At 69.5% G+C, this 22,185-nt stretch carries 25 protein-coding genes and 2 pseudogenes; 10 read left to right on the forward strand and 17 right to left on the reverse strand.

Annotation, left to right across the window (positions count from 1 at the left end):
• Positions 1 to 155 precede the first annotated feature (155 nt).
• Positions 156 to 2,837: an ATP/GTP-binding protein gene (locus tag AB8O64_RS36455; RefSeq protein ID WP_370424256.1), complete on the forward strand. Its 2,682-nt coding sequence runs from the start codon at positions 156 to 158 to the stop codon at positions 2,835 to 2,837.
• A gap of 36 nt (positions 2,838 to 2,873) precedes the next feature.
• Here AB8O64_RS36455 and AB8O64_RS36460 read toward each other — a convergent pair whose 3' ends face one another.
• The 5 genes from AB8O64_RS36460 to AB8O64_RS36480 form a co-directional block, all read right to left on the reverse strand.
• Entirely contained in the window at positions 2,874 to 3,761 is an 888-nt protein-coding gene (locus AB8O64_RS36460; protein ID WP_370424257.1) for a hypothetical protein, read from the reverse strand.
• Between the two features lie 99 nt (positions 3,762 to 3,860).
• Positions 3,861 to 4,067 carry a hypothetical protein gene (locus AB8O64_RS36465; protein ID WP_370424258.1) on the reverse strand — a complete coding sequence of 69 codons (207 nt, stop codon included), beginning with the start codon at positions 4,065 to 4,067 and terminating at the stop codon, positions 3,861 to 3,863.
• Between the two features lie 5 nt (positions 4,068 to 4,072).
• Complete coding sequence (locus AB8O64_RS36470; protein ID WP_370424259.1) at positions 4,073 to 4,372, reverse strand: hypothetical protein; 300 nt, start codon at positions 4,370 to 4,372, stop codon at positions 4,073 to 4,075.
• Positions 4,373 to 4,615: 243 nt separating this feature from the next.
• Positions 4,616 to 4,939 (reverse strand): hypothetical protein, encoded by a 324-nt coding sequence (locus AB8O64_RS36475; RefSeq protein WP_370424260.1) that lies wholly within the window; start codon positions 4,937 to 4,939, stop codon positions 4,616 to 4,618.
• Positions 4,936 to 5,235, reverse strand: a complete 300-nt coding sequence (locus AB8O64_RS36480) for a hypothetical protein (RefSeq protein WP_370424261.1) — start codon at positions 5,233 to 5,235, stop codon at positions 4,936 to 4,938. The genes AB8O64_RS36475 and AB8O64_RS36480 overlap by 4 nt, the downstream gene beginning before the upstream one ends.
• 786 nt (positions 5,236 to 6,021) lie before the next feature.
• On the opposite strand from AB8O64_RS36480, the gene AB8O64_RS36485 reads away from it, so the two are divergent.
• Positions 6,022 to 6,972, forward strand: coding sequence for a hypothetical protein (locus AB8O64_RS36485; RefSeq protein ID WP_370424262.1), 951 nt, complete (start codon positions 6,022 to 6,024; stop codon positions 6,970 to 6,972).
• 55 nt (positions 6,973 to 7,027) lie between these two features.
• Positions 7,028 to 7,330, forward strand: coding sequence for a hypothetical protein (locus tag AB8O64_RS36490; protein WP_370424263.1), 303 nt, complete (start codon positions 7,028 to 7,030; stop codon positions 7,328 to 7,330).
• Positions 7,331 to 7,659: 329 nt separating this feature from the next.
• Here the strand turns inward: AB8O64_RS36490 and AB8O64_RS36495 are convergent.
• The 7 genes and pseudogenes from AB8O64_RS36495 to AB8O64_RS36525 all read right to left on the reverse strand — a co-directional run bounded on the left by AB8O64_RS36495 (position 7,660) and on the right by AB8O64_RS36525 (position 13,657).
• A pseudogene (locus AB8O64_RS36495) lies at positions 7,660 to 8,322 on the reverse strand (HNH endonuclease family protein).
• A gap of 202 nt (positions 8,323 to 8,524) precedes the next feature.
• Positions 8,525 to 9,628: a helix-turn-helix domain-containing protein gene (locus AB8O64_RS36500; RefSeq protein WP_370424264.1), complete on the reverse strand. Its 1,104-nt coding sequence runs from the start codon at positions 9,626 to 9,628 to the stop codon at positions 8,525 to 8,527.
• 242 nt (positions 9,629 to 9,870) lie between these two features.
• Entirely contained in the window at positions 9,871 to 10,170 is a 300-nt protein-coding gene (locus tag AB8O64_RS36505; protein ID WP_370424265.1) for a hypothetical protein, read from the reverse strand.
• A gap of 559 nt (positions 10,171 to 10,729) precedes the next feature.
• A complete protein-coding gene (locus AB8O64_RS36510) occupies positions 10,730 to 11,413 on the reverse strand; it encodes a DUF6518 family protein (RefSeq protein ID WP_370424266.1) in 684 nt (227 codons plus the stop codon).
• Positions 11,414 to 11,467: 54 nt separating this feature from the next.
• Positions 11,468 to 12,541 carry a cytochrome P450 gene (locus AB8O64_RS36515; RefSeq protein WP_370424267.1) on the reverse strand — a complete coding sequence of 358 codons (1,074 nt, stop codon included), beginning with the start codon at positions 12,539 to 12,541 and terminating at the stop codon, positions 11,468 to 11,470.
• A gap of 499 nt (positions 12,542 to 13,040) precedes the next feature.
• On the reverse strand, positions 13,041 to 13,418 hold the full coding sequence (locus AB8O64_RS36520; RefSeq protein ID WP_370424268.1) for a fic family toxin-antitoxin system, toxin component: 378 nt from the start codon (positions 13,416 to 13,418) through the stop codon (positions 13,041 to 13,043).
• Complete coding sequence (locus AB8O64_RS36525) at positions 13,418 to 13,657, reverse strand: hypothetical protein (RefSeq protein ID WP_370424269.1); 240 nt, start codon at positions 13,655 to 13,657, stop codon at positions 13,418 to 13,420. Before AB8O64_RS36525 ends, AB8O64_RS36520 begins: the two co-directional genes overlap by 1 nt.
• 87 nt (positions 13,658 to 13,744) lie before the next feature.
• Here AB8O64_RS36525 and AB8O64_RS36530 point away from each other — a divergent pair, with 87 nt between their 5' ends.
• Entirely contained in the window at positions 13,745 to 14,260 is a 516-nt protein-coding gene (locus AB8O64_RS36530; protein ID WP_370424270.1) for a hypothetical protein, read from the forward strand.
• A gap of 11 nt (positions 14,261 to 14,271) precedes the next feature.
• Here AB8O64_RS36530 and AB8O64_RS36535 read toward each other — a convergent pair whose 3' ends face one another.
• Positions 14,272 to 14,523: a hypothetical protein gene (locus AB8O64_RS36535; protein ID WP_370424271.1), complete on the reverse strand. Its 252-nt coding sequence runs from the start codon at positions 14,521 to 14,523 to the stop codon at positions 14,272 to 14,274.
• 1,128 nt (positions 14,524 to 15,651) lie between these two features.
• On the opposite strand from AB8O64_RS36535, the gene AB8O64_RS36540 reads away from it, so the two are divergent.
• The 5 genes and pseudogenes from AB8O64_RS36540 to AB8O64_RS36560 all read left to right on the forward strand — a co-directional run.
• Positions 15,652 to 15,810, forward strand: a complete 159-nt coding sequence (locus AB8O64_RS36540) for a hypothetical protein (protein ID WP_370424272.1) — start codon at positions 15,652 to 15,654, stop codon at positions 15,808 to 15,810.
• On the forward strand, positions 15,807 to 16,544 hold the full coding sequence (locus tag AB8O64_RS36545) for an RNA polymerase sigma factor (protein WP_370424273.1): 738 nt from the start codon (positions 15,807 to 15,809) through the stop codon (positions 16,542 to 16,544). The genes AB8O64_RS36540 and AB8O64_RS36545 overlap by 4 nt, the downstream gene beginning before the upstream one ends.
• 3 nt (positions 16,545 to 16,547) lie before the next feature.
• Positions 16,548 to 17,918, forward strand: a complete 1,371-nt coding sequence (locus AB8O64_RS36550; protein WP_370424275.1) for a M48 family metalloprotease — start codon at positions 16,548 to 16,550, stop codon at positions 17,916 to 17,918.
• A gap of 66 nt (positions 17,919 to 17,984) precedes the next feature.
• Complete coding sequence (locus AB8O64_RS36555; RefSeq protein ID WP_370424277.1) at positions 17,985 to 18,398, forward strand: hypothetical protein; 414 nt, start codon at positions 17,985 to 17,987, stop codon at positions 18,396 to 18,398.
• A gap of 156 nt (positions 18,399 to 18,554) precedes the next feature.
• Positions 18,555 to 18,968 (forward strand): annotated as a pseudogene (locus AB8O64_RS36560) (pyridoxal-phosphate dependent enzyme); the annotation flags it as partial.
• Positions 18,969 to 19,128: 160 nt separating this feature from the next.
• Here AB8O64_RS36560 and AB8O64_RS36565 read toward each other — a convergent pair.
• Positions 19,129 to 19,530 (reverse strand): hypothetical protein, encoded by a 402-nt coding sequence (locus AB8O64_RS36565; RefSeq protein ID WP_370424278.1) that lies wholly within the window; start codon positions 19,528 to 19,530, stop codon positions 19,129 to 19,131.
• Between the two features lie 60 nt (positions 19,531 to 19,590).
• On the opposite strand from AB8O64_RS36565, the gene AB8O64_RS36570 reads away from it, so the two are divergent.
• Positions 19,591 to 19,806 carry an e9imm peptide gene (locus tag AB8O64_RS36570; RefSeq protein ID WP_370424279.1) on the forward strand — a complete coding sequence of 72 codons (216 nt, stop codon included), beginning with the start codon at positions 19,591 to 19,593 and terminating at the stop codon, positions 19,804 to 19,806.
• A 132-nt stretch (positions 19,807 to 19,938) separates the two neighbouring features.
• On the opposite strand, the gene AB8O64_RS36575 is transcribed toward AB8O64_RS36570, so the two are convergent.
• From AB8O64_RS36575 to AB8O64_RS36585, 3 genes are all read right to left on the reverse strand, one after another.
• Complete coding sequence (locus tag AB8O64_RS36575; RefSeq protein ID WP_370424280.1) at positions 19,939 to 20,103, reverse strand: hypothetical protein; 165 nt, start codon at positions 20,101 to 20,103, stop codon at positions 19,939 to 19,941.
• Between the two features lie 268 nt (positions 20,104 to 20,371).
• Positions 20,372 to 21,052 (reverse strand): hypothetical protein, encoded by a 681-nt coding sequence (locus AB8O64_RS36580; RefSeq protein WP_370424281.1) that lies wholly within the window; start codon positions 21,050 to 21,052, stop codon positions 20,372 to 20,374.
• Complete coding sequence (locus tag AB8O64_RS36585) at positions 21,049 to 21,663, reverse strand: sigma-70 family RNA polymerase sigma factor (protein ID WP_370424283.1); 615 nt, start codon at positions 21,661 to 21,663, stop codon at positions 21,049 to 21,051. Before AB8O64_RS36585 ends, AB8O64_RS36580 begins: the two co-directional genes overlap by 4 nt.
• Positions 21,664 to 22,185 lie beyond the last annotated feature (522 nt).

The raw sequence follows: 22,185 nt of genomic DNA on the forward strand, positions 1-22,185 counted from the left end.
AACCTCTTCACGGGGAGACGACAAAAGGATCATTGTCGGCCGTGGCCGATATTCCGTCCACCACCAGCGTCCTCCGGACGGGCCCGCCGGAGCGGCCGCGGCCGGCCCGGCGGGCGGCATAGGTTGGGGCCTAGACGATCACCTGTGGGGGGACCATGGCCGACAACCTGCGTGCGCTGTTCAGCTCCAACGACCCGTCGGCGTTCGAGGTCTCGGAGGCGTTCACCGACCGGCACGGCCAGTGGGTTGCGGTGGCCGCCGCGCTGGAGGAGCACCTGCGCCGCATCGCCAGCGGGTCCTTCGACGTCGAGGACCTCGAGGTCCCCCGCCGTAACGTGCTCGTCTTCCACGGTGTGGGCGGCGTCGGCAAGTCGACCCTGCTCCGCAAGGTCGAGGCCGCACTCACCACCGCCGAGCACCGCCCCGAGCAGTGGGGCGCTCCCACCTGGACGGAGCGGGTGCTGCCCATCCGGATCGACCTGTCCCGGGCCGCGTCAGCCGGCTCAGACTTCGAGCGGGTGATCCTGACGATCCGCCTCGCGCTCGCCGGGGCCCTGGGCCGCCCACTGCCCTCCTTCGACGTGGCGCTGCGCCACTACTGGGAACACGTGCACCCCGGGGAGCCTCTGGAGGAGTACGTCCGACGTTCCGGCCTGGCGGGCCGCTTCGCGAATATGCTGCCGCAGCAGCTGCGGGCCGGCGTCGGTGAGGTCGCAGCCGCCCTGGCCCTGCCCGGCCTGGTCGGCTCCGCCGCCGGACAACTCACCTCCGCACTCGTCCAAGCCCTGCGCGAACGCCAGGAACGCGCCCAGGCCCTGGCCGGCGCCACCCGGACCGCGGCCCTGCTGGAAGCCACCCCGGACCTGGAAGCGCTGTCCTACTACCCGCACCTGCTGGCCTGGGACCTCAACCGCCTGCCCGCGAAGAAGAGCGTCGTCCCGGTGGTCCTGCTGGACACCTTCGAGGAGACCGCGGACCGGCACCGGGACTTCGAGCGGCTACTGCAGCGCCTCGTCTGGCTCATGCCCAACGTGCTCTTCGTCATCGGCGGCCGCAGCCGCCTGCAGTGGGCCGACCCCGCGCTGCACGGCCAGCTCGACTGGACCGGCCCCGCCGCCTGGCCCGGCCTGGCCGCCGCCTCTGCGTCGTCCCTGACGGCCCCCCAGCCCCGGACCGCCGGCTCCGGCGCCCGCCAGCACCTGATCGGCGACCTCTCCCCCGAGGACTGCGAGGCCCACCTCGCCCGCCGCCTGGTCCAAGACGGCCAGCCCCTCATCAACGCCGACATCCGGGACGCGATCACCGCCCGCTCCCACGGCCTGCCCCTCCACCTCGACCTCGCCGTCAGCCGGTTCCTGGAGATCCGCCGCACCGGCCGCACCCCCACTCCGGACGACTTCGACTGCACCTTCCCCGCCCTTCTCGCCCGCACCCTCTCCGACCTCACCGCTGAGGAACGGCACCTGCTGCGCTCCGTCTCCCTGCTGGACGCCTTCGACCTCGACTTGGCGACCAAAACGGCCGGCCTTACCCACCAGGCACCGGCCCGGCGCCTGGCCGAACGGCCGCTGGTCACCGAGAACACCTACGCCCTGTGGCCCTACCACCTGCACCGCGCGATCCGCAGCGCCGTACGCGAGGACGAGCACAGCGACGACCGCTGGACGAACGCTGACTGGCACCAGGCCGCCACCCGCGCCCTGGCCGCCCTCGGCGACCAATGGACGAACGCTGCCGCCCTCGCCCCCAGCCGAATACTCCTCGTGGCCTGCCTGCGCCAGGGCCTGCGCCTGGCCCGTGACCACCGCCTGACCGGCCTGGGCTGGCTCATCGACGCCGCCTTCGTCTACACCGACGACTCCGTCTGGGAACCCCTCGCCCTGCCCACCCCAAACGGCCCGGCACCGGACACCCCCGCGGATGCCGTGGCCGAGCTCCTCACCGCGATCGCCCGACGCCAGCACGAGCACCGCCAGCACACCGCCGACCGTCTCACTGCCATCCTCGACACCGGCCTGCTGCCCAGCGAACTGACGGAGATGGCCCTGTACTACCGGGCCAAGGCCCACAAGGACCTCAGCCAGAACGACGCCGCCCGCACCGGCATGCAGCAGGTCGCCGACACCGGCGGCCGCCTCGCCCCCAAGGCCCGCCGCGGCTTGGCCAACCTCGCCCGCCTTGCCGGGGACTTCCCCACCGCCCTGGCCGCCGTCCCCACCCTGGGCTGGGAAGGCCGCCACCACCGCGTCCTCGGCGACATCCACTGGTCCCACGCCCACACCGCCCAGGCCATCGCCGCCTTCGAAGCCGGCCGCGTCGAAGCCGAGCAGCACGGTGCTGCTGGTGAGCGCGTCATGACGCAGGTCCGCCTCGCCCTCGCCGTCTCCTTCGCCGATCCCGACCGCGCCGACGACGAGCTCGCCCTCGCTCACCAGCTCCTCGACGGCCTCGACCAGCGTGCCAACACCCTCCTCGCCCACATCGTCGCCCTGATCAAGGACGCCGGAACCCCCGGCGTCACCGACCGCGCCCAGAACCTGCACACCGACATCGACAACGCCGGGCTCCCCTACCTGATCCGGTTCCTGGAACTCGGCCTTGCCTTCCACCACGCCGTCCGCGGCGCCGGCGACGACCTGGCTGCCACCGTCGAACGGCTGAACAGCCTCACTGCCGACGGCGACTTCGCGTACTTCACGGACATTGCCGCCGCCATGGGAGACATCTCCCGCACGCCCTCCCCTCACGTCCGCTGGCTGACCAGCCACGGCGCCGTAGAAGAAGGCTGGCGCACCCTCGTCACCGCCCGCCGGGCTCACCTGAACACGCCGTCCTAGCCGCCAGGGCCGCCCTCACGTCTGGGAGTTGGGTCCTCAGCGCCGGATTCCCCTGGCCAGGGGCAGGGCACAGTCACGATCCGCGGGCGGGGCGAGGCGGGACAGCCACAGGCGAAGTCGCAGCGGTGGGTGGGACCGCAGTGCCAGGAACGCGAAGAACAGGCGCCGGACCGGCGGGACAAGGCGGGCGTCCTCCAGCTCCTGCTGCCAGGACGCGACCGCCATCTCGCGGCCGCAGCGGCGGGCCGCGGCCCGGTCACAGGCCAGCTCGGACCACCACAGGTACGCCACCCGCAGCACACCCAGCCCGGCCAGCGCGGCGGTGGCCCGGTCCAGTGGGAGCAGGGCCGTGCACAGCACCATGAGCACCACCCCGAGGACGGCGGCGGCGGTCCTGGTGTGGGAGTCGCGCCGCCGCAGATGGGCGAGCTCGTGCTCCAGGATGTACGGCATCACGGCATTGCGCTCGGGCCACAGCCAGATGTGCCCCAGGGTGACATGCCCGCGCCGTCCGAAGCGGACAGAGGACGCCGCGTTCCACGTGCCGATCCGCCCACCGGCGACCGAAAGCGAGATCCGCTCCATGCCGGTCTCCCCGGCGAATGCCTCCACCCGCTCTTCGACCCGGCGCATCTGGCTGATCAGGAACTCGGAGTCCTTGTCGCGGATCCTGTCCTTTGCCACCGCCACGTCGGGGTCGCGGTAGGTGCGCCAGGTCATGTCCTGCCCGACGCTGCCCGCCCACACCGTGTTGCCCAGCCCGGAGAACCCGGACCATGCCCGCAGTACCCCGACCACGACCGCAAGCATGATCACACCAGCGGCGCGCGGTTCCGTCCACCAGCGCAATGCCGCCAGCACACAGCCCACCGCCACCGTCATGCCCTCCACCCAGTACCGGTACAGCAGCGTGTTCATGTCCATGGCGGATGACGGTAGCTGCGGGCACCCCGCCGCGCTGCAGAAAGGCCCAGCGAGAGCCGCCTCGCCGGGCCTTTCGTTGCTCTTGATCGCGCAGCGTGCCTACGCGGTACCGGGATCCCTGCCCACCAGCGCCGTCAGCAGCTCGATGATCTGGGTCTGGTTCCGGTCGATCTTCTTGTCGAGAGCTTCGATCTTCCCCTCAAGGGCGTCGAAACGGCCGTTGATCTTGGCGAAGCCTTCCCGCACCTCCCGGCGCAGCGCGGCCTGGGTGTCGATGACCGCTGCGGCTGTTTGCGGCGCCAGCACGGTGATCAGCTGGCGTCCGTGCTCTTGTCGACCAGGCGCGTGAGCAGCTCGACGATCTTTGTCTGGTTGCGGTCGACCTTCGCGCTCAGGTGGCCGAACTTTTCGCTCAGGCCGCGCATCTCGTCGGCGAGCTCGTCCACCTTCGAGCCGAGAGTGCTGATCCTCTGATCAAAATTGCTGACCTGGAGCCGCAACGCGGTGAGGTCGCCCTTGACGATCCCGAACTCACGGTCGGTCCGCTCCCCTGCTAGCTCGAAACTGCGCGTGAGAGTGCAGATCTCGCTCTGCGCGGGTTCACCGGGCACGCGGGGAGCTCCTGCCGGATCATGAAAAACGGCGGTCATCAGGGCGTCCACGCTATCGCGCCCGAGGGGCTGATGCGCGGGCTCGCGAACCGGAGTTCATGTACCAGTCAGACTGCTCACCAGTCCAGCACCTCACTCTCCGGGCCTGGAACTCAAAAGCGGTCCGGCGGGAGGAAGCTCCCGCCGGACCGCCTTCTGATCTTCATCGCGGGCTCATGGCCCTGTTGCCGTCGTCGCGCCTGTTCAGAAATCGGGCCAGTCGTCCGAGATCACGATACGGGCGACGTAGATCCGCGGGCCGTCGTCGCCCGGTTCACCCTCACGCACGTGGTACTCGGCCAGGCCGGCGTCCCGGGCAAGCGGGGCCGAGAACCAGCCCGGACGCCCCGGGACCGGCCGCGCCAGCGGCGGCACCGGATGCTCACGCAATTCCACCATCAGGTTCATAACGGCGGAGAAAACCGAGGCCGAGACCTCGGGGGAAAGCAGCGGGAGCGCGGCGGGCGAAAGCTGGATCCGGTCGTCTTCGCCTTCGCCGTCGTCCTGCTTGTGGTACTCATCGCTCACCGGCTGTCCGCCTCGCGCGCGGCCAGAGCCTCGCTGATCACTGCGGCCGCAGGGCGGCCGGGTGCAGTCCCGTTCTCAACAGCGGTGCGGACCGACTCCGGCAGCGGGTCGGCGTACATCGTCGCCCGCAGCCACCAGCGGCGCAGTACGCCCAGCAGCTCGTGCTCGTCCGCCTGTCCGATCTCCCGGTAGAACTCCATCCGGTCCGCCGGCGGCAGCGCCTCCGCTACACCGTTCTGGGTGCGCGGGATCGACGGCGCCCCGCTGTCGCCGTAGTGCACCGGTTGTGCGCTCATCGCTGTACCCCTTCCGTCTCCCCCCGAGTCTGCCGCCTCCAAGGTGCTCCAGTCGACCTGCCTCGGTGGGCGAGCCCGCTCGAAGGATGCCTGTCAGGCGTTCCGGGCAGACATATCCGCTCCACCCGCGAAATCCAGCCACTCCCCTGTTGTATGGCTGATTCCAGTGCCATGCTGAGTCAGCGGTGATCTCCCGCCTCCCCCAGGCGGAGAACCCCCGCTCGCCCCCGCCCATGGGCTGTCTCACGGGCGGGGGCCGCGCCGCCCTCCCGGCCCTCCCCACGGGAGGGCCGACGCACGCCCGGAATCCGGGCGGCCACCTCGAGGCAGCCTGCCACGTGGCCCCACCAGGGGAAGGTTCACGGCGCGGGGCCGTCCAGGCTCTCGGCGCTTCGCAGCTGGTGTGGCGTAGGGCAAGGGGCAGCATCTGCGGCGACCGTCTTCCGGCCAAGTCAGGCAGAGGCCGTGGTCGCCGTGCGTGCTCGGGGGGATGTTCAGGGCGCCAGGTAGTTACGGGACGCGATCTCTCAAGCGCCGTCTGTGATGGGGGTGTTGCCTTCCAGTCTGGGGCTCGCCGTACGCACCACTCATCTCAAACCGCCCAGGCGTTTTTCTGCTATGCCCAGAATGGGCCGGGTTGTGTCTGGAGGGAATGCTGGCGTGTAAGTGGTTTTTGGGTATTGGGGCGCTACGGCCGCCGTCTAGCTTCTTGATCGTCAACGCGAGCAATCACCCGCCACCGGGTGCTTTGCAGTGATTCGCGGCATCGAGAATCTGGAGAAACTTGTGCGTACGGTCCGGAGAACTGCCGTCAACAGCGTCATATCCTGCGTTTCCCTCGCGACGGCCCTGACCCTGCTGGGCTCTGCCTCGCCGGCTTTTGCCGAGGCGGACGGTGCCGCGCGCGCCGCTGCCGTCGTCGAGCAGGCCACCGGCACCGGCGACCTCGCCCCCTCCGAGCAGGCCACCGACAGCGCCGCCAAGGCCACCACCAGCACCGAAGCGGGCACGGTCACCGTCACCGCTCCCCGCGCCTCCTCCGGGGACGTCAAGGCGACCGCCGCCGACGGCACCTCCCTGAGCCTGCAGATGGCGAAGGCCAAGGACGTGACCGGCGTCAAGGCCGGCTCGGGCACCGTCGTCTACTCCGACGTCGCCACGTCCACCGACCTCGCCGTCCAGCCCACCACCGACGGCGGCGCCCGCACCCTCGTCACCCTCAAGAACGCCGCCGCGCCCACCGAGCAGCGCTTCACCCTCAACCTGCCCAAGGACGCCCGGGTCATCCCGGACGCCACCGGCGGCTACCACGTCGTCAAGCCGGCCGGCCAGGGCGTCAGCATGACCGTCGGCGCGATCGAGGCCCCCTGGGCCAAGGACGCCCACGGCAAGCCCGTCGCCACCAGCTACAAGCTGGACGGCAACCAGCTCGTCCAGCAGATCGAGACGAACAAGGACACCGCCTTCCCCGTCGTGGCCGACCCCAAGATCACCTGGGGCAACGTCACCGGCACCGCGTACTTCACCAAGGGCGAGACCAAGAGCATCGCCATCTACGGAGCGACCGCTGCCCTGTCGGTGGGCCTTCTCCCGCCGCCGCTGAACGTCCTGTACCGGGTCAACGCCGCCATGGTGACCGCCAAGGCGGTTGAGGCGAACTCGGACGGGTACTGCCTGAAGATCAAGTTCGCGGCGGGAATCTTCGTCCCCGGCGTGTACAGCGGCGGCTGCAACTGATAACCCTCGTGCCCGACACCACAACGGTGGCGTGCGGCAGTGAAAGGAGCGTCCAGTGAACTGGTGGCTGTGGACAGGCGTAGCGGCGTTCTGCGCGGCAACCGTGTGCACGGAGGTATACCTCTCCCACCGCGGCACACGCAGCCGAAGCGACAGGCTCGGCGCCTACACCGATACCTTCGCGCTCTTCGCGGGAGTCCTCACCCTGGTTCTCCTCCAGGTGCTGGCCGCCACCTCGCACTCCGACGGAGTGTCGGCATGGGCCTCCGCCGTCTTCTGGGGGCTCGCCGTCACCGAGACGGTCCACCTCGGCCGCCTCAAGTACCAGAACCGATCCCGCCACACGGCCCACAGCTGACACTCGGGCCACGGTCAGAAACAGACCGCCCGGAAAGCCAGCTCCGGGCCTGCCGCTGAGCCGAAGTCCCCCAACGTCTCGCGTTGGGGGACTTCGCGCGCCCCTCGCCCCCCACGCCCGTTACCCGGCGGTGAGACGACGAAGCTGGCACCACGGGCCTCACGCGGCTCAGCCACCCCGCCCCTGACTCCCCCCCCCAGGAAGCGCGCGGGTGATGGCCGGAGCGCAGGCGGTGAGAGCCGCCCCGGCGGTGGGAAGGTGCACGGCTGTCGGCGGAGCAACAGGGCGCGGGGAGCAAGTTCGGGAGCGTGTCCTTGCGCAGCAAGGGGTCAGGCTCGGGGGCTCACGGTGACGGGTGCGTTGGGACACTCAGCTGCGTAGCCGGTGAGGGCCTGCTTCTCGGCCGGGTCCACGGTAAGGGACCAGCGGATCTTCACCGACGTCCACTCGGTGATGTAGCGGCACCTTGCTTCGGCGACCACGCGTAGCCATTCGGCGGGGTCCTGGTCGGCCTTCTACCGGTTGGACCGCGCGGTGACCGCGACCAGGTGGCGTGGGTCGGAGAGGTCGTTGGCGTAGGCGACGCGCTGCTCGCGGGGCCACTTCGAGGCGCCGGAGTCCCAGGCCTCGGCGAGAGGCACCATGTGGTCGATGTCCAGACCGGCGGGGCCGGTGACGTACTGGTCGTCGTAGTAGGAGTACCACTGGCCGCCGGCGATCTGACAGCGACCGCTGACGGTGGGCGCCTGGACGGCCTCCTCGAGCAGCACCTCCTGACGGGTGTTGCATCCGTCGTGATCGGCATCGGTCCAGCCGCCGAACTCCCGCGCCCGGTCGTACCCCGCCCGCGACTCCGGCGCCTCTGGCAGCGAGGCGACCGCCTCCCGCAGGGGCACCGACACATCCGCCGCTGCCCCTGCCGAGGGAGCACACCACAGCGACGCGACCGCCAGTGCAACGGCCAGCCCACCACGCACGCAACGCATCCTCATATGCCCCTTGGTATCCACCACCCCGTACACCGCAGGGGGGAACAGCCTTTACGCCACTCGGACCAGCGAATAGTCACACCGGAACGTCGACGGCGTGCCCCGCAGAGGGCGACCGGCGCGTCGAGACCGTCGGGGGACATGGGAAGTCAGGTGGCTCGACCTCGGTCCCGCCCGTCGTTGGTGCCCGGCCTCCGTCCACTGGTCAGGCGGAGGCGGCCGTAGAACAGGGGATGCCGCGGCCCGGGGTGAGGTGAGTGCGGTCGGGTGGCTGGGTGCAGCGGGCGTTGTCCCAGAGCGGGCGGATGGTGCTGGGTTTGCTGTGGAGGGCGTGGACGAGGCGGTCGACGGTGGTCCATTCGGGGACTCGGTGTCCGCGGAGGGCGGCGGTGATCTCGCCCAGGCTCAGCAGTCCGTGGCTGGAGAGGTGGAGGGTGGCGGGGTCGGGGCAGGCGGCTGACAGGTACAGGCCCCGCAGCGCGGCGTGGAACGCGCCGGGTTCCTCGGGGGCGCTGGTGACGCGGCCACGGGCCACTTCCCACAGTCGGCGGATCTCGGCGGGGTCGCCGTCGCAGGCGGTGACCAGCTTCCGGGCGATCTTCCACGAGGGGCGCCGTTCGCCGGACAGGACACGGGAGACGTAGGACCCGCTGACGCCGGCTTCCGCTCCCAGCGCGCGCAGGGACTTGTTGCACGAGCGCTGGAGGTGGGAAAGGGCGCGGGCCAGCGTCGCCCCGTCGCCCTTGCCCGGTGGTCCCTCGGTGGAGTCGTCCCCGTACTGGGGGATGTCCGGGTCCGCCGCACGGTGGTGGGCGGGAAGGAAGAAGCCCGCCTCCGGGAGGCCCGGGATACCCGTCAGGCCGCTGGGGTGCTGGCGGGTGCGCTGCCGACGCTGGTTCATGCGCCGGTCGATGCTGTCGGCCGGCCAGTCCCGGCTGACCTTGTCGACGCTGACGCTGCGGGTGCTGGCGATATCGCTGACCTTGACGCCCCGGTCACGCGCCTGCTGCGCGAGGGCTGCGTCCAGGTCCTGGAGGTCCTTGGCCACCTCGGCCGATTTTTGGAGCAGGGCGAGGGAGAGTACGCGTAGGTAGTCGGGCTCGGTGAGCTCGGTGAGCTCAGTGCGGTCAGCGTGCGCGAGATTACGGAGCCGGTCGACCTTCTGGGACAGCTCGTCCAGGATCTGCTGGACGTAGCCGTCGTGGCGCTCGGCTTCGGGCGAGGCGGTGCTGGTGGCACGGTAGAAGGACTTGCGGCACTCATCGCTGCAGTACTTCCTCGGCCGCCCCGACCCGGTGGACGGCGCCACGCGGTTATGGCATGCAGGGTTGTGGCAGGCAGCCGCCCTGCCCGCGCCGTTGGTCATCAGGAGGTAACCCTCTCGGGGGGTGTGCTGGTGCGGGGTTTCATCGCGGGCAGCAGGAACATCTGCGGCATGCCGGAACGAATTCTCCGGCACGGCGATGCCCTGCGCGGTCCGGCCGGAACGGCCGCTGATCACAGGGCTGCCGGGCTGGTGCACCACGCACCAGCCCGGCAGCCGATACCACGTCACCTACCGTGCAAGCGCCGGTATCGCAGGTGGGAGCGGCTCACCGACGGCAGCAGGACGAGCAGCGCAACCCCCGCGAACGGCCGCGCGGCAGGCGCATAGACCACCACCGCCACCAGCCCCAGCAGCAAGATGAGCGCACCCAGCTGGATGTTGACCGTCAAGTCATGAACTTCCCAGGTTTCACCACGCCTGAGCTGCGGGATGTTAACGTCGAGCCGCTGCGGAACAAGCCCCTGCAGGGACTGAGGCAGTACACGGTCAGGAGGCATAGAGCCCTCCAGGATCGAAGCGAACAAGAAGAGAAGGCCCTGGCACCGGTTGACGCCCCGCCAGGGCTTATCTCATGCCTCAGGACGCTACCGGCTGAACGCTGCGGTACGCCAACATTACGAACGGTAATGGGCACCGTGGCCCGATCGGCCAACGAATCCCCATACCCCGCCCCAGGAGCAGCCAACTCCGGACACGCATTCCCTCCGTGTGCTCACCCGGTGAACAGAAGGCGTCACCCGTCCTAAGCGGCGCTGTCCGCCCCCTCGCTCACTCCCGCCAACTTTGCGCCAGCAACCCGCCGGGGCGGATCCGGAGTGCGGTCAGGCGCGGCTGCCCCCAATGGGGCAACCGGCCGTTCTCGTTTCCTCAGGTCCCGCGACGAAACCCGCCCCTTCAGGCGCCGACGAGGAACATGCATCCTGCGGCGCGCTGGAGCCGCGAGGCACAGCGCGGGACGGGCTGGACACGGAAGTTACTGGTCGGTATCCCCTCGGGTGCGCCGACGTCACGCAGAGAAGTGCTGGAAAGGAAGCTCGATGGCTGCATAGGCCAGGAGGGAGAAGGCGGCGGCAGTACCGAGGGTCAGCGCCCGCTCCTTGTGGCTGCGGCCATCAGCAGCGAGGCCAGGAGCGCCACCGCCAGGCAGGCCCACGCCTGGGAGGTGTAGTGCAAGGTCCACGCGTAGTCGATGCCCTCCATGCCGAAAACGCCCGCGAGCGAGGCCAGCCCGGTCACACGGCGCCGTACGGTGCGGCTTCGCCGCCACCAGACGCCCGCAACACCGAAGAGCGGTCCGGCGACGCAGGCCAGCGTCAGCCACAGCAGGGGAAAGGTGAGATCGCCCATGCCGTCGCGGCCGAACTCCGCGTAGCCGTAGTACCCGGCTACCAGGCCGACCTCGGCCAGCAGGCCGGCTACAGCCGCCACGCGCAGGGACGCCCACCTGGCCAGCAGGGCTCCGGCGATGAACGCGACGGTAGACCAGACGGCACCTGAATTGGGGATTTGATCCCAGGGGGCGGGGAGCCAGCCCTGGGCGAGATTGGTCAGGACTCCGAGAACGAGCCCCCGCCCAGTACCCCCACCGTCGCGTATCTCCACCCTCGCGCGACACTGACGGGGGCGGCTGCGGGGAAAGACGTCTCGTTCATAGCAGCGATTCTCACCTGCTGGCGCTTCATCTCGATAACTCCCGTATGTGTCTTGTGGGCGGAACCGCACGAGCCGCCCCCTCGCCTCGGCTGGGTCTGCTATTGGGGCTGCCACCAGACGAGGGCTCTCTTGGGTGTGGTGCGCCGGTCGAACGGTAGGCAGGGTTGGTTACCAGCGGACGGCAAGGTGTTGCAGTCCTCCGCCGGGGAATCGGTCGGTGTGCCAGCTGAGCGTGTGCAGTGGGACCGCAGGGTGCAGGCCGGGGAGGCGGAGGAGCAGCTCGGCCAGGGCCGTCTCGACCATGGTGGTGGCCAGCGTGGCGCCCAGGCAGGCATGCGGGCCGTGGCCGAAGACGAAGTCCGATGGGCCTTCCCCGCCACGGCGGATGTCGAGGGAGCCGGCGGCCGGGAAGCGCACCGGGTCGCGCTGGGCGGCCCAGGTCAGCGGCATCACTCCGTCGCCGCGTTTGATCGTCACCCCGGCGAACTGGAAGTCGCCGCGTGCCAGCAGGACGCGGTAGTAGGGAGTGGCCAGCTGCGAGCGCATGAGTGCGCGGACCGCGTTGGGCACCAGCTCCGGTGACGTGCGCAGGAGGCTGAGCTGTCGGGGCTGGCGCAGCAGTCCGTAGACGCATGCGCTGATGGCGGCGGCGGTGGACTCGTAACCCGCGAACAGGACGCTGAAGGCGAGTTGGACGATCTCCATGTCGGTGAGCCGGTCGTCGGCTTCCTGGGCTGTCAGCCAGGCGCTGAGCAGATCCTGCTCGGGGTGTGCGCGCTTGTGCTCCAGGTGCTCGGTCAGGTAGCCGAACATCGTGTGGAGTGCGGTGAGGGTCTCCTCCTCGGGCACCGCCTCGATGGTCGTCATGCGGTCGGCCCACCGGCGGAACGCCGGCCCGTCGTCGGCGGGGATCCCCAGAAGGTCGCACAGCACGGCCAGCGGCAGGGGGAACGCCAAGTCGGACACCAGGTCTGCCGGGGCTCCCGTCTCCTCGATGCTGTCGAGGAGACGATGTGTCAGTGTCCGGATGCGGGGGCGTAGCTCGGCCACTCGGCCGGCCGTCAGGGGCTTTGCCGCGAGCCGGCGCAGCTGGGCGTGGGCGGGACCGTCCAGCAGGAGCGTACGGTCGCGCAGGGCGCCGGTCAGCGAGGCTTCGACGCCCATGTGGGGGTCGTCCGCCGTAAGGTCGCGTCCGAGCTGGGGGTGGTTGAGTGCGGCCCGCACTTCCTCGTATCCGGTCACGATCCATACCACGTCTCCCCGGGGCAGCCTGGCCCGGAAGACCGGACCGTCGGGCAGTGTGGGGGGTTCGCCCGTAAATGGGCAGGAGGGGAAGGGGTACACGATCTCGTCCAGGACGACTCCTCGCTTTCCACTTGCATCAGATGCGGTCAAGCCGGCAAATGACGAAGGTCTCGAAGGGAATGGAGCGTCGTGCGACACTTCGGGCCCGGAAGCCAGCCTGTTCGATGAGGGTGCCCAAGGTGGGCGAGGTCCGAGTGGGTGGACAGCAGGATGTAGAAACTTCCCTGGTCGGTAAGGCGTTCGCGGGCCTGGTTAAACAGGTTCTTGAGGTCCCGGTAACCGGGGCCCGCGAGCCACCCCACCCCTCCCCCAGCCGGGCACCAGGCTTGGGGGCCCGCCGCCCGACGGCGTACGGCTCGCCCGGAAAGGCGACGCCCTCGGCCGTGCTCGCGACCATTTCCGGGAGTGCCCCGCGGTGGTTCTGCCGGTGGGGCGTTCAGCTTGCGGTGGGCCAGGAGCGCAGGAGCGTTGCGATCTGGGGTGCGGTGCAGTTGGGGTTGAGGAGTAGGTCGCGGAGGGCGGTGGCGTCGGTGCGGGTGGGTTTGACGGAGATGCCGGAGGCTTCGAGGTACATCACGCCGCTGGCGGCGGCGACGGTGAGGTTCGAGCGCTCCAGCCAGCGGCACCGGCCCAGCGTGTGGACCAGGGCGGCAGCGCGCGCGTAAGGGCCGTCATAGACGGGGTGGTCGAGAAGCTCGGCCTGGTGGCGGGCGCACGCGGCGACCGGCACCCCGTAATCGTCGGGTGAGGGGTCTCGGACGCCGGCGATCTGGGCGACCTGCAGGATCCAGGCCACATCGATATGCAGTTCCATCAGGCGGCGCGCGCCCCCGGCCCAGCCTGCTGCGCCTCTTCTGCCTCATCGAAAACAGCGCCGTGATCCTCGAGGAACCGCGCGGCCGCGGCCATGGCACGCTCACGGATCCCGCTCGCGTCCTCCATCACCAGCTGCGCCAGGTAGTCGCCGAGCGACAGGTTGCGGTCCGCTGCCCGTCGGCGGGCCAGTTCCGCGACCTCTTCGTCGACCCGAGCTCCGAGTTGTGTCTTCGCCATCCTTATACGGTAACAGGTGTTACCACCTCGGGGACGGTTTCTGACTGACGGCGGCATCACGGCCAGTGCTGTCCCCCTGATCACCTGGTGGCGGGTGCTGTCGCTGCGGTACTTCAACCCAGTGGGGCCGACCCCGAGCTGCGTACCGGTCTCCAGCTCAAGCGGCCTAGCCACGCCCTGGGTGTGCTCATCCAGGCGCACCAGGAAGGCCGCCCGTTCCCCATCACCGGGACGGGCTACCCGACGCGCGACGGCACGGGCATCCGGGAGGACGTGCACGTCTGGGACCTCGCCGCCGCCCACATCGCGGCGATCGAGCGCTTCGACTCCATCCTCACGGAGACCACGCGCTCGATCGCAATCAATCTCGGCACCGGCCCTGGCACCACGGTCCGGGAGCTGTGCGACGCCTTCAACCACGTTGTCAGCACACCCCTGCAGACCATCGATGCCGACCCACGGCCCGGTGACGTGGCCGGCGGCTACACCAAGAGCGACCGGGCGGCCGAACTGCTGGGGTGGGCGCCGAAGCTGTCCCTGGAGGACGGCATCCGGTCCGCCCTGGACTGGATCCCGGTGCGCGACAAGATGTTGAAGGACTGAGTGCCTGGCAGTCACGAGCCCCGCAGTGCTTGGACGGCGGCCATGTGCGGCGCCACGAAGGTGCGCAGCTGCTGCTCGGCTCGTGCGCGTTCGTCCGTGCTCAGCGCGCGCCGTGCGCACAGCTCGGTGATCTCGATCGGGTAGGTCCGGTAGTCCCCGGCCGGCCGGGGCAGCGGCACGGAGTACAGGTGCCATCCCCGGACGGTGGCCCGCCAGAGCTCCCGGTCGGCCTCCAGGAGGGTGCCGAAGTGGTCGACGAACATCGCGACCACGTCGGTGGTGAAGTAGGTCGAGGCCCGGCCGCCCGCCGCGCACCCCTCACACCCTTCCCCGCTGCAGGCCGCCAGCCGCTCCTCGTAGCGCGGGACACACGCCGCGGGTGCGCTCTGCGCTGCCGGTAGCTGCGCCCCGCGTCCATCCGCTGGACCTCAACAAGACCGTCGGCCTCCAGGCGGCGCAGGGCGCGGCGCACGGAGGCCCGCTGCGCGTCGGTGGGCTCCTCCACCGCGTAGACGCGACGTGCCAGCGTGGTCACCGGGGCGAACAGCGGAGCACCGTCCACCTCGTTGCGGCCCCCTGGCTCCCCGCGCAGGATGGCGAGAACAGCCCGCTGAATGCGTCCCGGTCCACGCGACATACCACCAGAATGAGCTCCGGACCCCCCTCTGAGCAACGAGCACATACTTCCGGACGCGGGCTGTGCCCGTCGAAGCGGCCCGGGTCTGAGCTACGAACGCTTATCCGCTCCGTGATCCCCGCGGGGTGCCGGGCGGAACGCGCTCCACCTGGCTGTTCGTGATCGCTCGCTGCCTGAACGGTGTGGAGGCCGTCCACGCACGCTCCGAGACGAGCGGGCGCCGTCGACGCGTGACCGGACCGGCGCCCGCTACCCATCATCTGTGAGTGCACCCGCGGCCCGTTCCCGAGCTCCCCGGAGCCGGGGGCGGGCGACGTACTGTGCTGCGTATCCGCGGTCGCCCATGGGGTGCTGCTGGCCGGGCGGCTTGCGGATCTCAGCGCCGACGTCGAGGCCGGCGGGACCGTCCTGCTGGAGGCGGACCGCGAAGCCCGCCTCGCGATCGACCAGGCCCCCGACCTAGTGCGGGGCCCTACGCCGCCAGGGCGGCCCGATCGTCGCGCACCTAGCGCACCTGAAGGCGGACCAGCTGGCGTACATCCGAGACGTGCTCGTCACCCGACGATCTCGCAGCCGGGCTGTGGGATACGGCCGACCCCGGCCCCCGCGCCTCACGAGGAAGAGCAGCACCGCGGGCCACGGTCTGGGAACCTGACCGATTCGCCGGAAAACCTGATCAGGGGTAAGGGGTAAACGTATCGGGTTCTCGGGGGTGTCTCCCTGTGTCCGTGCACGCGATCCTGGGAGGCAGCCAGTGCTGTCCATACTCAAAGAACCGACTGTCGTGCCGGCGTTGCTCGGCATCATCGTCGAGGTGGTGCGGCTGCTGAACTCGGTGCGATCCACGCCGCCTCCGCAGCCGGTAGTCATCGTTGTGGATCAGGAGCTGCGCGGCAGGGGGGAGAAAGAATGACGGGCCACGACAACGGGGGGCCGGGGCCGGGCGAGTCGATGCGTGACTTCTATGAGCGGATGTGCCCGAAGCTCATCGCCCGCGCCTACATGATGTGCGGGAACCAGCATGATGCCGAGGACGTCGTGCAGGACGCGTTCGCGGCGGTTCTGCCCCGATGGGCGCAGTACAGCAGGTACGAAACGCCCGAAGCCGTCGTGCACCGTGCCATGGTCCAACGAGTGTGGAAGATGCAGCAGCGGCGCGCTCGTTGGCTCGAACGTCTCAAGGACGTGGCCCCGTCTGGAGCCGTCTCCGACCCGCAGGTCAGCGCGGAGGCCAGCGAGCTGCTCGAGGCGTTGCGCGAGCTTTCGTACCGACAGCGCACGGTTCTGGTCCTGCACGCGCTGGAAGGGTTCTCGTCTCGGGAGATCGCGGACCAGCTTGAGATCTCCGTCGACACGGTGAGGGGCCACAAGCACAAGGCGCGAGCGAACCTCAAACGAAGGCTTGGAATGGAGGGGTGGGACGCCGATCGCCCTGAGTTCCTTCCGGCAGTCCCCGAGATGGCCCTCAGCATGCTGCCCCCGAACATGGATCAGGGCGGAGAGGAGGAGGCCTTGGCTGCTGTCCGCCGGGCCGAGGAAGAGCTTCGTCGCCACTTCGGAACAGACCACACGGCCCAAGAACGGATCCTGGCGGCCCTGGAGGCTGCCGCCGCCCGACAGGGATGGTCTCTAGAGGGAGAGGAGTGATCTGTGGCGTCGACACGGCTCTGGACAGCCCGGCTGTCGAACGCACTGCGTACGTCGACCGCCCGCCTGCTGCTCCTTGGGCTGCATGCGATCGTCCTCGGCATGGCGCTCGGATACCTATTGGGCTGGATCGGGCTATTGATGGCAACGATCGAGAGCAATGCGGACTCGAAGTCCGACGGCGTAGGTCCGACATCCTCCGGGATCGGCGTTTTCATGTGGCTGGTGGTCTTCTCCATTGTTTACGCGGCCATAGTGGGGCCCGCCGTTGGTCCGCTCATCAGCGCGATCCGCATGACCCGTGCGGGAGGGAACACCCATCCGCCGGGTTCCGTGCGGCTTGAGCGGACAGACGCTCCGGAGCTGTGGAGCATGGTTGCGGAGCTTGACGCACACCTCCGCACCGACATGAACACCCGGATCTGGCTTACCCCCCACCCCAATGCCGCAGTGGCGGTCTGGCCACCGCGAGGTCGCCCCCGTAGTAAGACCATCTACCTTGGCGTGCCGCTCCTAGCGGGGGTGGACCACGAGGAGCTGCGCGCCATTCTGTGCCACGAGCTCGCCCACTGTGCAGGACGGCATCACAGCTTTGGCGTTCTGGCCCACCGAGGCTCCAGAATCCTGCATGACGCAGGTGAGGGATTGCGTCGCGCGCTGGCAATCACGACGGACATATCCACCGTCAATCGCCTGCTGCGGTGGAACACGCGCATGCTGATCAGGCTGTTCTCCTGCTACACGGTGATGTACGACGGGCTCACGAGATCTGCTCGCCACCGGCAGGAGTACGAAGCCGACCGGATCGCAGCCCAGCATGTGGGACCCCGGCTGATGGGACGGGCTCTGGTACGAGCTGTGGAGGCGGCCGAGGCATGGGAGGCACCCCGCCCGGCAGCACCCGCCAAGGCGCACCCGGGGCGCATGACTCTGCACGAACTGGCCCAATCCCTGAGCGACGCGCCGCCCACTGACACCGATCAGCGAACGCGCCGTCGAAGGGGCAAAGGCACACCGTCACACCCCACACCCGAAAAGCGCCTGGCAGCCCTCGGTGTGGACCAGACACGCGACCTTGAGCGAGCAGGTGTGCCCAGCCTGCGGCTTCTGCCTTCGACCACGGAAAGTACCGAGGCTCAATGGCCAGAACTGCCGCATCCAGCGTCACACAGTCTGACTCCGTCCACACCAGCTCGGGGCCAGTCACAGCCCGTTCGACTGAAGAGACCTCTCATCGCGATCGCAGTGAGCCTGGCCGTGTTCGCCTGCGTCACCAACGTCGCCGAGAGCTGGAATTCCCCCCACCCCGCGGACGAGATGCCGCCGGCGGTCCCCACCTCTCACATCTCTCCTGAGCGGTGGGGAGAGGACTGACGGAGTCAGCGTTACGAGGTGCCTGAGCAGGGCGAGCGACGACACGGATCAAGGAGGACAGAGAACATGTCTCAGGGCGGAATACCGGAGCCGAACACATCGGCTCTGCCACCGGCGCCGCGTGCGGTGACCACCACCAGGATCATCGGCTACCTGGTCGGAGCGGTGACGCTCGCTGGCGCCATCTCGGTAGGTTTCATTCCCAGTCGTTCGTATGTGGGCCCGGTGGCTCTCCTGTTCGCCTTGCCGATGGTGGTGTTCGTTGTTCTGTCGTTCTGGTTCCGTGCCAACAGGCGCGGTGTTCAAAGAGCCGCCAACCTGTGTTTGGCCGTCTACGTGTTGGAGGGCGTCGTCGTCCTGGCCGGAGGTACTGGTAGCGGGCTGGGGGCCATCGCGATGGGGGCCGTGATGGGCCTCCTGCTGAACACCGACGACGCGAAGGCATGGTTCAGCTACCGGTCGGCTCCTCAGCGACGGTAGCAAGTCCCCGAAGGTCGAAGGCGTCCGCGCGCTGGGTGGCAGGGTCGTCACCTACCGCCGGGACTCCGAGAACCGCGACGCCCTCGTGGCCGAGATCGCCGCCCGTGACGGCCTGGCCGTCGTCCCCTCGGCGAATCCCGGCACAAGCACCTCCATCCCGGCATCAAGGTCATCGGCGTGGAACCACAGGAGGGCGCCGACACCCTGCTGTCCCTGCGCTGCGGCCAGCGCATCGCCCTCCCAGAGGTCCCCGCCACCATCGCCGACGGCCTCGGACACACCAGCCCCTCGCCGCTGACCTGGGCCGTCAACTCCCGGCTCGTCAACGCCGTCGTGACCGTGACCGACCAGGACATCACCAACGCCATAACATTCGCATTCCGGCACCTGAAGGTCGTAGCCGAACCGAGCGGCGCCTGCGCCCTGGCCGCCGTCCTCGCCGGCCTCGTCCCGCACGAGTCGGACCAGGGACGATACCCGGCATCACCGACACGTCCTCAGCCTGGCCACTCCGGCCCGAGGCGCATTACAGCCCCCCATCGCCATCACCTCCCCGTCGGCGGGGGCTGATGAAGGTCGCGGCACCAGAGCGATTAACCCGCCCGCTGATGCGGCTGATCGGTGACGGGCGAGTCAGTCGACGCCGCCCTCCCCATACAGGCAGCGCGCTCCTCGAGTGCCTGGCGGTCGTCGCTGAACGGCATCTCGGCTCCCTTGCCTGCTCCCGGGCCTACCGCTGGGTTCGGCGAGCCCGGCCAGCGCGTGCCACCCCGCCCAGCCGCACCGCGGCGGACTCACTGCCCAACTGGGAGACGGCGGTGGTGAAGCGCTCGGTGTGCAGCCGGGTGGCCTCCCGTAGCGCACCGTCCTCGTCCACCCGCTGGCGGCGGTAGGCCACCACCAGGGCGACCAGCGCCCCGGCCCTGGCCACCACCCCGAAGGAGAGCTTCACCAAGTCGAAGAGCGTCTTGGAGGTGAGCCGCCGCTCCGGTTTCAGCTCCCGGGCGCCGAGCAGATCCCACCCGGCGAAGAACACTCCGGCGGCAACCATGACCGCGAGGACGAAGGTTGCGGCCAGTACCACGCCGACCGGCCACAGGTTGTTGCGGACGTTGTTGACCGCGGTGGTCACCGCGCGTACGTCGAGGTGGCCCAGATGGCGAGGAGGGATGGCCCTGATGGGGTGGTGGGGATGAGCCGCGAGGAGGCCGTGGCTCTTGTGCGGCGAATCATGGGCCCGGAGGACGCCTCCGAAGCAGAGATCGACGACTGGCTGGACATGCTCGATAAGGCCCTGGCATGTCCGGGCGGATACGTGAGTGGCCTGATCTTCTGGCCGCCAGGGCGGGAGCTCTCGGCGGAGGAAGTAGTCGATCACGCCCTGGCTTACCGGCCGATTGCCTTGTGACTCGTCCCAAGCCAGACAGCCCCTGAGCCCTTCATCCTGGCAACGGGTTGCTCAAGAGGCGAGAGTCGTTGTCGTCGCCATCGAGGGCCTGCGGGCCCCGGGGGTTGCGGAACCCCCGGGGCCCGCATCGGTTTACCGGCGGATGTTGACCGTCACCCGGATGCCGCCGGCGGCGCTTGCGGCGCCGCCGGCCAGGCCGACCGCCGATGCGGCGGAGGTGTGGCCGGTCAGGGCGAGCAGTACGACCGCGATTACGGACAGGAGTCCGGTCACGGCGGTGAACCACATCAGGTACATGGGGGGCTCTGGAGGTTCTGGGGTACGTTCGGTGGGCGCCATACGCACTGTCTCCGTTCTGTTGGACGTGCCCGACGGCGCAGGTGAGGGGGACTCGCGGCATGCTTTGGACGGCTTCTGCGGGTCTCCCTCCGTCGCGCTTCGGAGGGCAGTTGCTCGCACCCTAGAGGGCGCAACCGGCGGTTGCGCGCCGCCACCCACCTCGACACGAACACATGTTCTCTCGTGTGGGTGGCAGGGCGGTGGTGCTCGTCAGCCGGTGGTTTGGTCAGCGACGGCCAGTGAACTCGTACAGCTCGGCCGCCAGGCGGCGGTCGGGCCGGCTGACGATGCCGCAGCCGCCGCTGGAGGCGAGGCGGTCGACCTCGGCCTCCAGGGATTTGGTGGGGACGCCGCTGGCGTTACTGCCGTGCCGGCGGACGTACTGGGTGAAGACCGACAGCAGGTTGAACAGGCCGTCGACGGGCGGTGCCCCGGCCTCCGACGGTTCACGGTTGGCCTGGTTGAACCAGTGCTGGGCCTCGCGGAGCTCACCGCGGCCGGCGTGGTGCAGGTGCAGGCAGTAGTCCGCGGCGCGCAGGCCCGCGCCGGCGGCGAGCTGCCACCAGAATTGCGCGCTGTCGCAGTGGCCGGTCAGGTGCAGCAGGCAGGCGAAGACCAGGGCGCCCTCGATGTCGAGGAAGTCCTCGGCGCGCTGGGGGCTGGGGGATGACTGGCCGCGTGCCAGCCGGTCGACGTGGGCGGCGGCGTTGGGCTCGTGGAGGACCCAGCGGCAGACCACGCCGAGGCGCTGGCGGGAGAGGCGGGCCTGGGCGAGTTCGGGGGCGCGGCGGGGGCGGGCGGCTTCGGCTGCCAGGCGGCGCAGTCCGGCGGCTGGGTCGAAGGCGTGGGCTGCGGTCGTCGGCACGGCGACGTCGGTCATGAGGTCGTCGATGCTGGCGGGGGTCACTTCTTGTTCCTCTCCTTGCCAGAGGGTGAGCGTGGGGGTGTGCCGGGGATGCCGAGCTGGACGCGCAGGCGTTCTTTGGCGTTGCGGCCGTGGTAGTCCACGACGCTTTCGCTCAGGCCCATGAACCAGGCGATGCGGCTGGTGGGGTAGCCCAGGACGTGGCGCAGGACGATGACGTCGAACTGTTTGGGGGGCAGGTCCGCTATCGCGGTGAACAGGCCGCGGCTGCTTTCCATGATCTTGAACTGGTCCTGGCTGGCCCGCAGGGCCCGGGCGACGGCCCCGTCTGCGATGAAGGATGGCCGGCGGTCCTCGGCCTTGAGCTGCAACCCGATCGCCTGCCGCAGGATCGCCCAGGCGGCCTTCTCGAAATTCCCCTCCCCCATGAGCGCCTGCCAGGCGTCCTGGATCTCGGAGAACACCTGGTGCACCAGCTCTATGGCGCTGCGCGCGTCACCGAGCTGGGCTTCGGCGTAATCGAGGTAGAGCTTGATGTGCCCGATGTAGAAGGCCTGGAAGTCCAGCGGGAGCTGCGCCAGGGCGTCCACCGGGCGCCTGGGGCCGGCGAACGCGTCGGACAGGGCGTCGTAGAAGTCGTCGTCACCCGTCATACGGGTGCTCCGCCGCGCAGCCCGGCCGGTGTGTCGATGGGGACTGCCGGCGGCGGCGCCGCCGTGTGCCCGGGCCGCGTGAGGCGGTCCGTGTCGAACGTGGTGCTCATCCGTTCTCGTCATCCGTTCACTCAAGGCGGCCAGCTCAACTGGCCTGCACGGGAAGCTGGTTGGTCCCCCGGCTCCCACTTAAGTGATTTCTGCCGCCTGTCGCTCAACCGCCCCCCGGGAGAAATCCCGGCGGCCTGCGGGGTCGTGGGTGATCGTTGAATCGGCACAGACCCGACAGGTCTACACCACATGCCCCACCTGCATATATATGCACCCGCTCACCTAAGGCCACCCCGACCCCGAACATTTGAGTGACGCACATCACATTCGGGTGCGCCGGTGGTGTAACGATTCGTCAGGACGACCTTCCCGGAAGGCCACGCCGCGTCGGCGAGGCCGGAGTCAAGGGGGACGACCTGCAAGAGGGCCTCACCGGCGGGCGCAGCCCCCTCCTGGCCCCACCGAGCCGCC

This window comes from Streptomyces sp. QH1-20 (assembly GCF_041283565.1).
Classification (GTDB): Bacteria; Actinomycetota; Actinomycetes; order Streptomycetales; family Streptomycetaceae; genus Streptomyces; species Streptomyces syringius.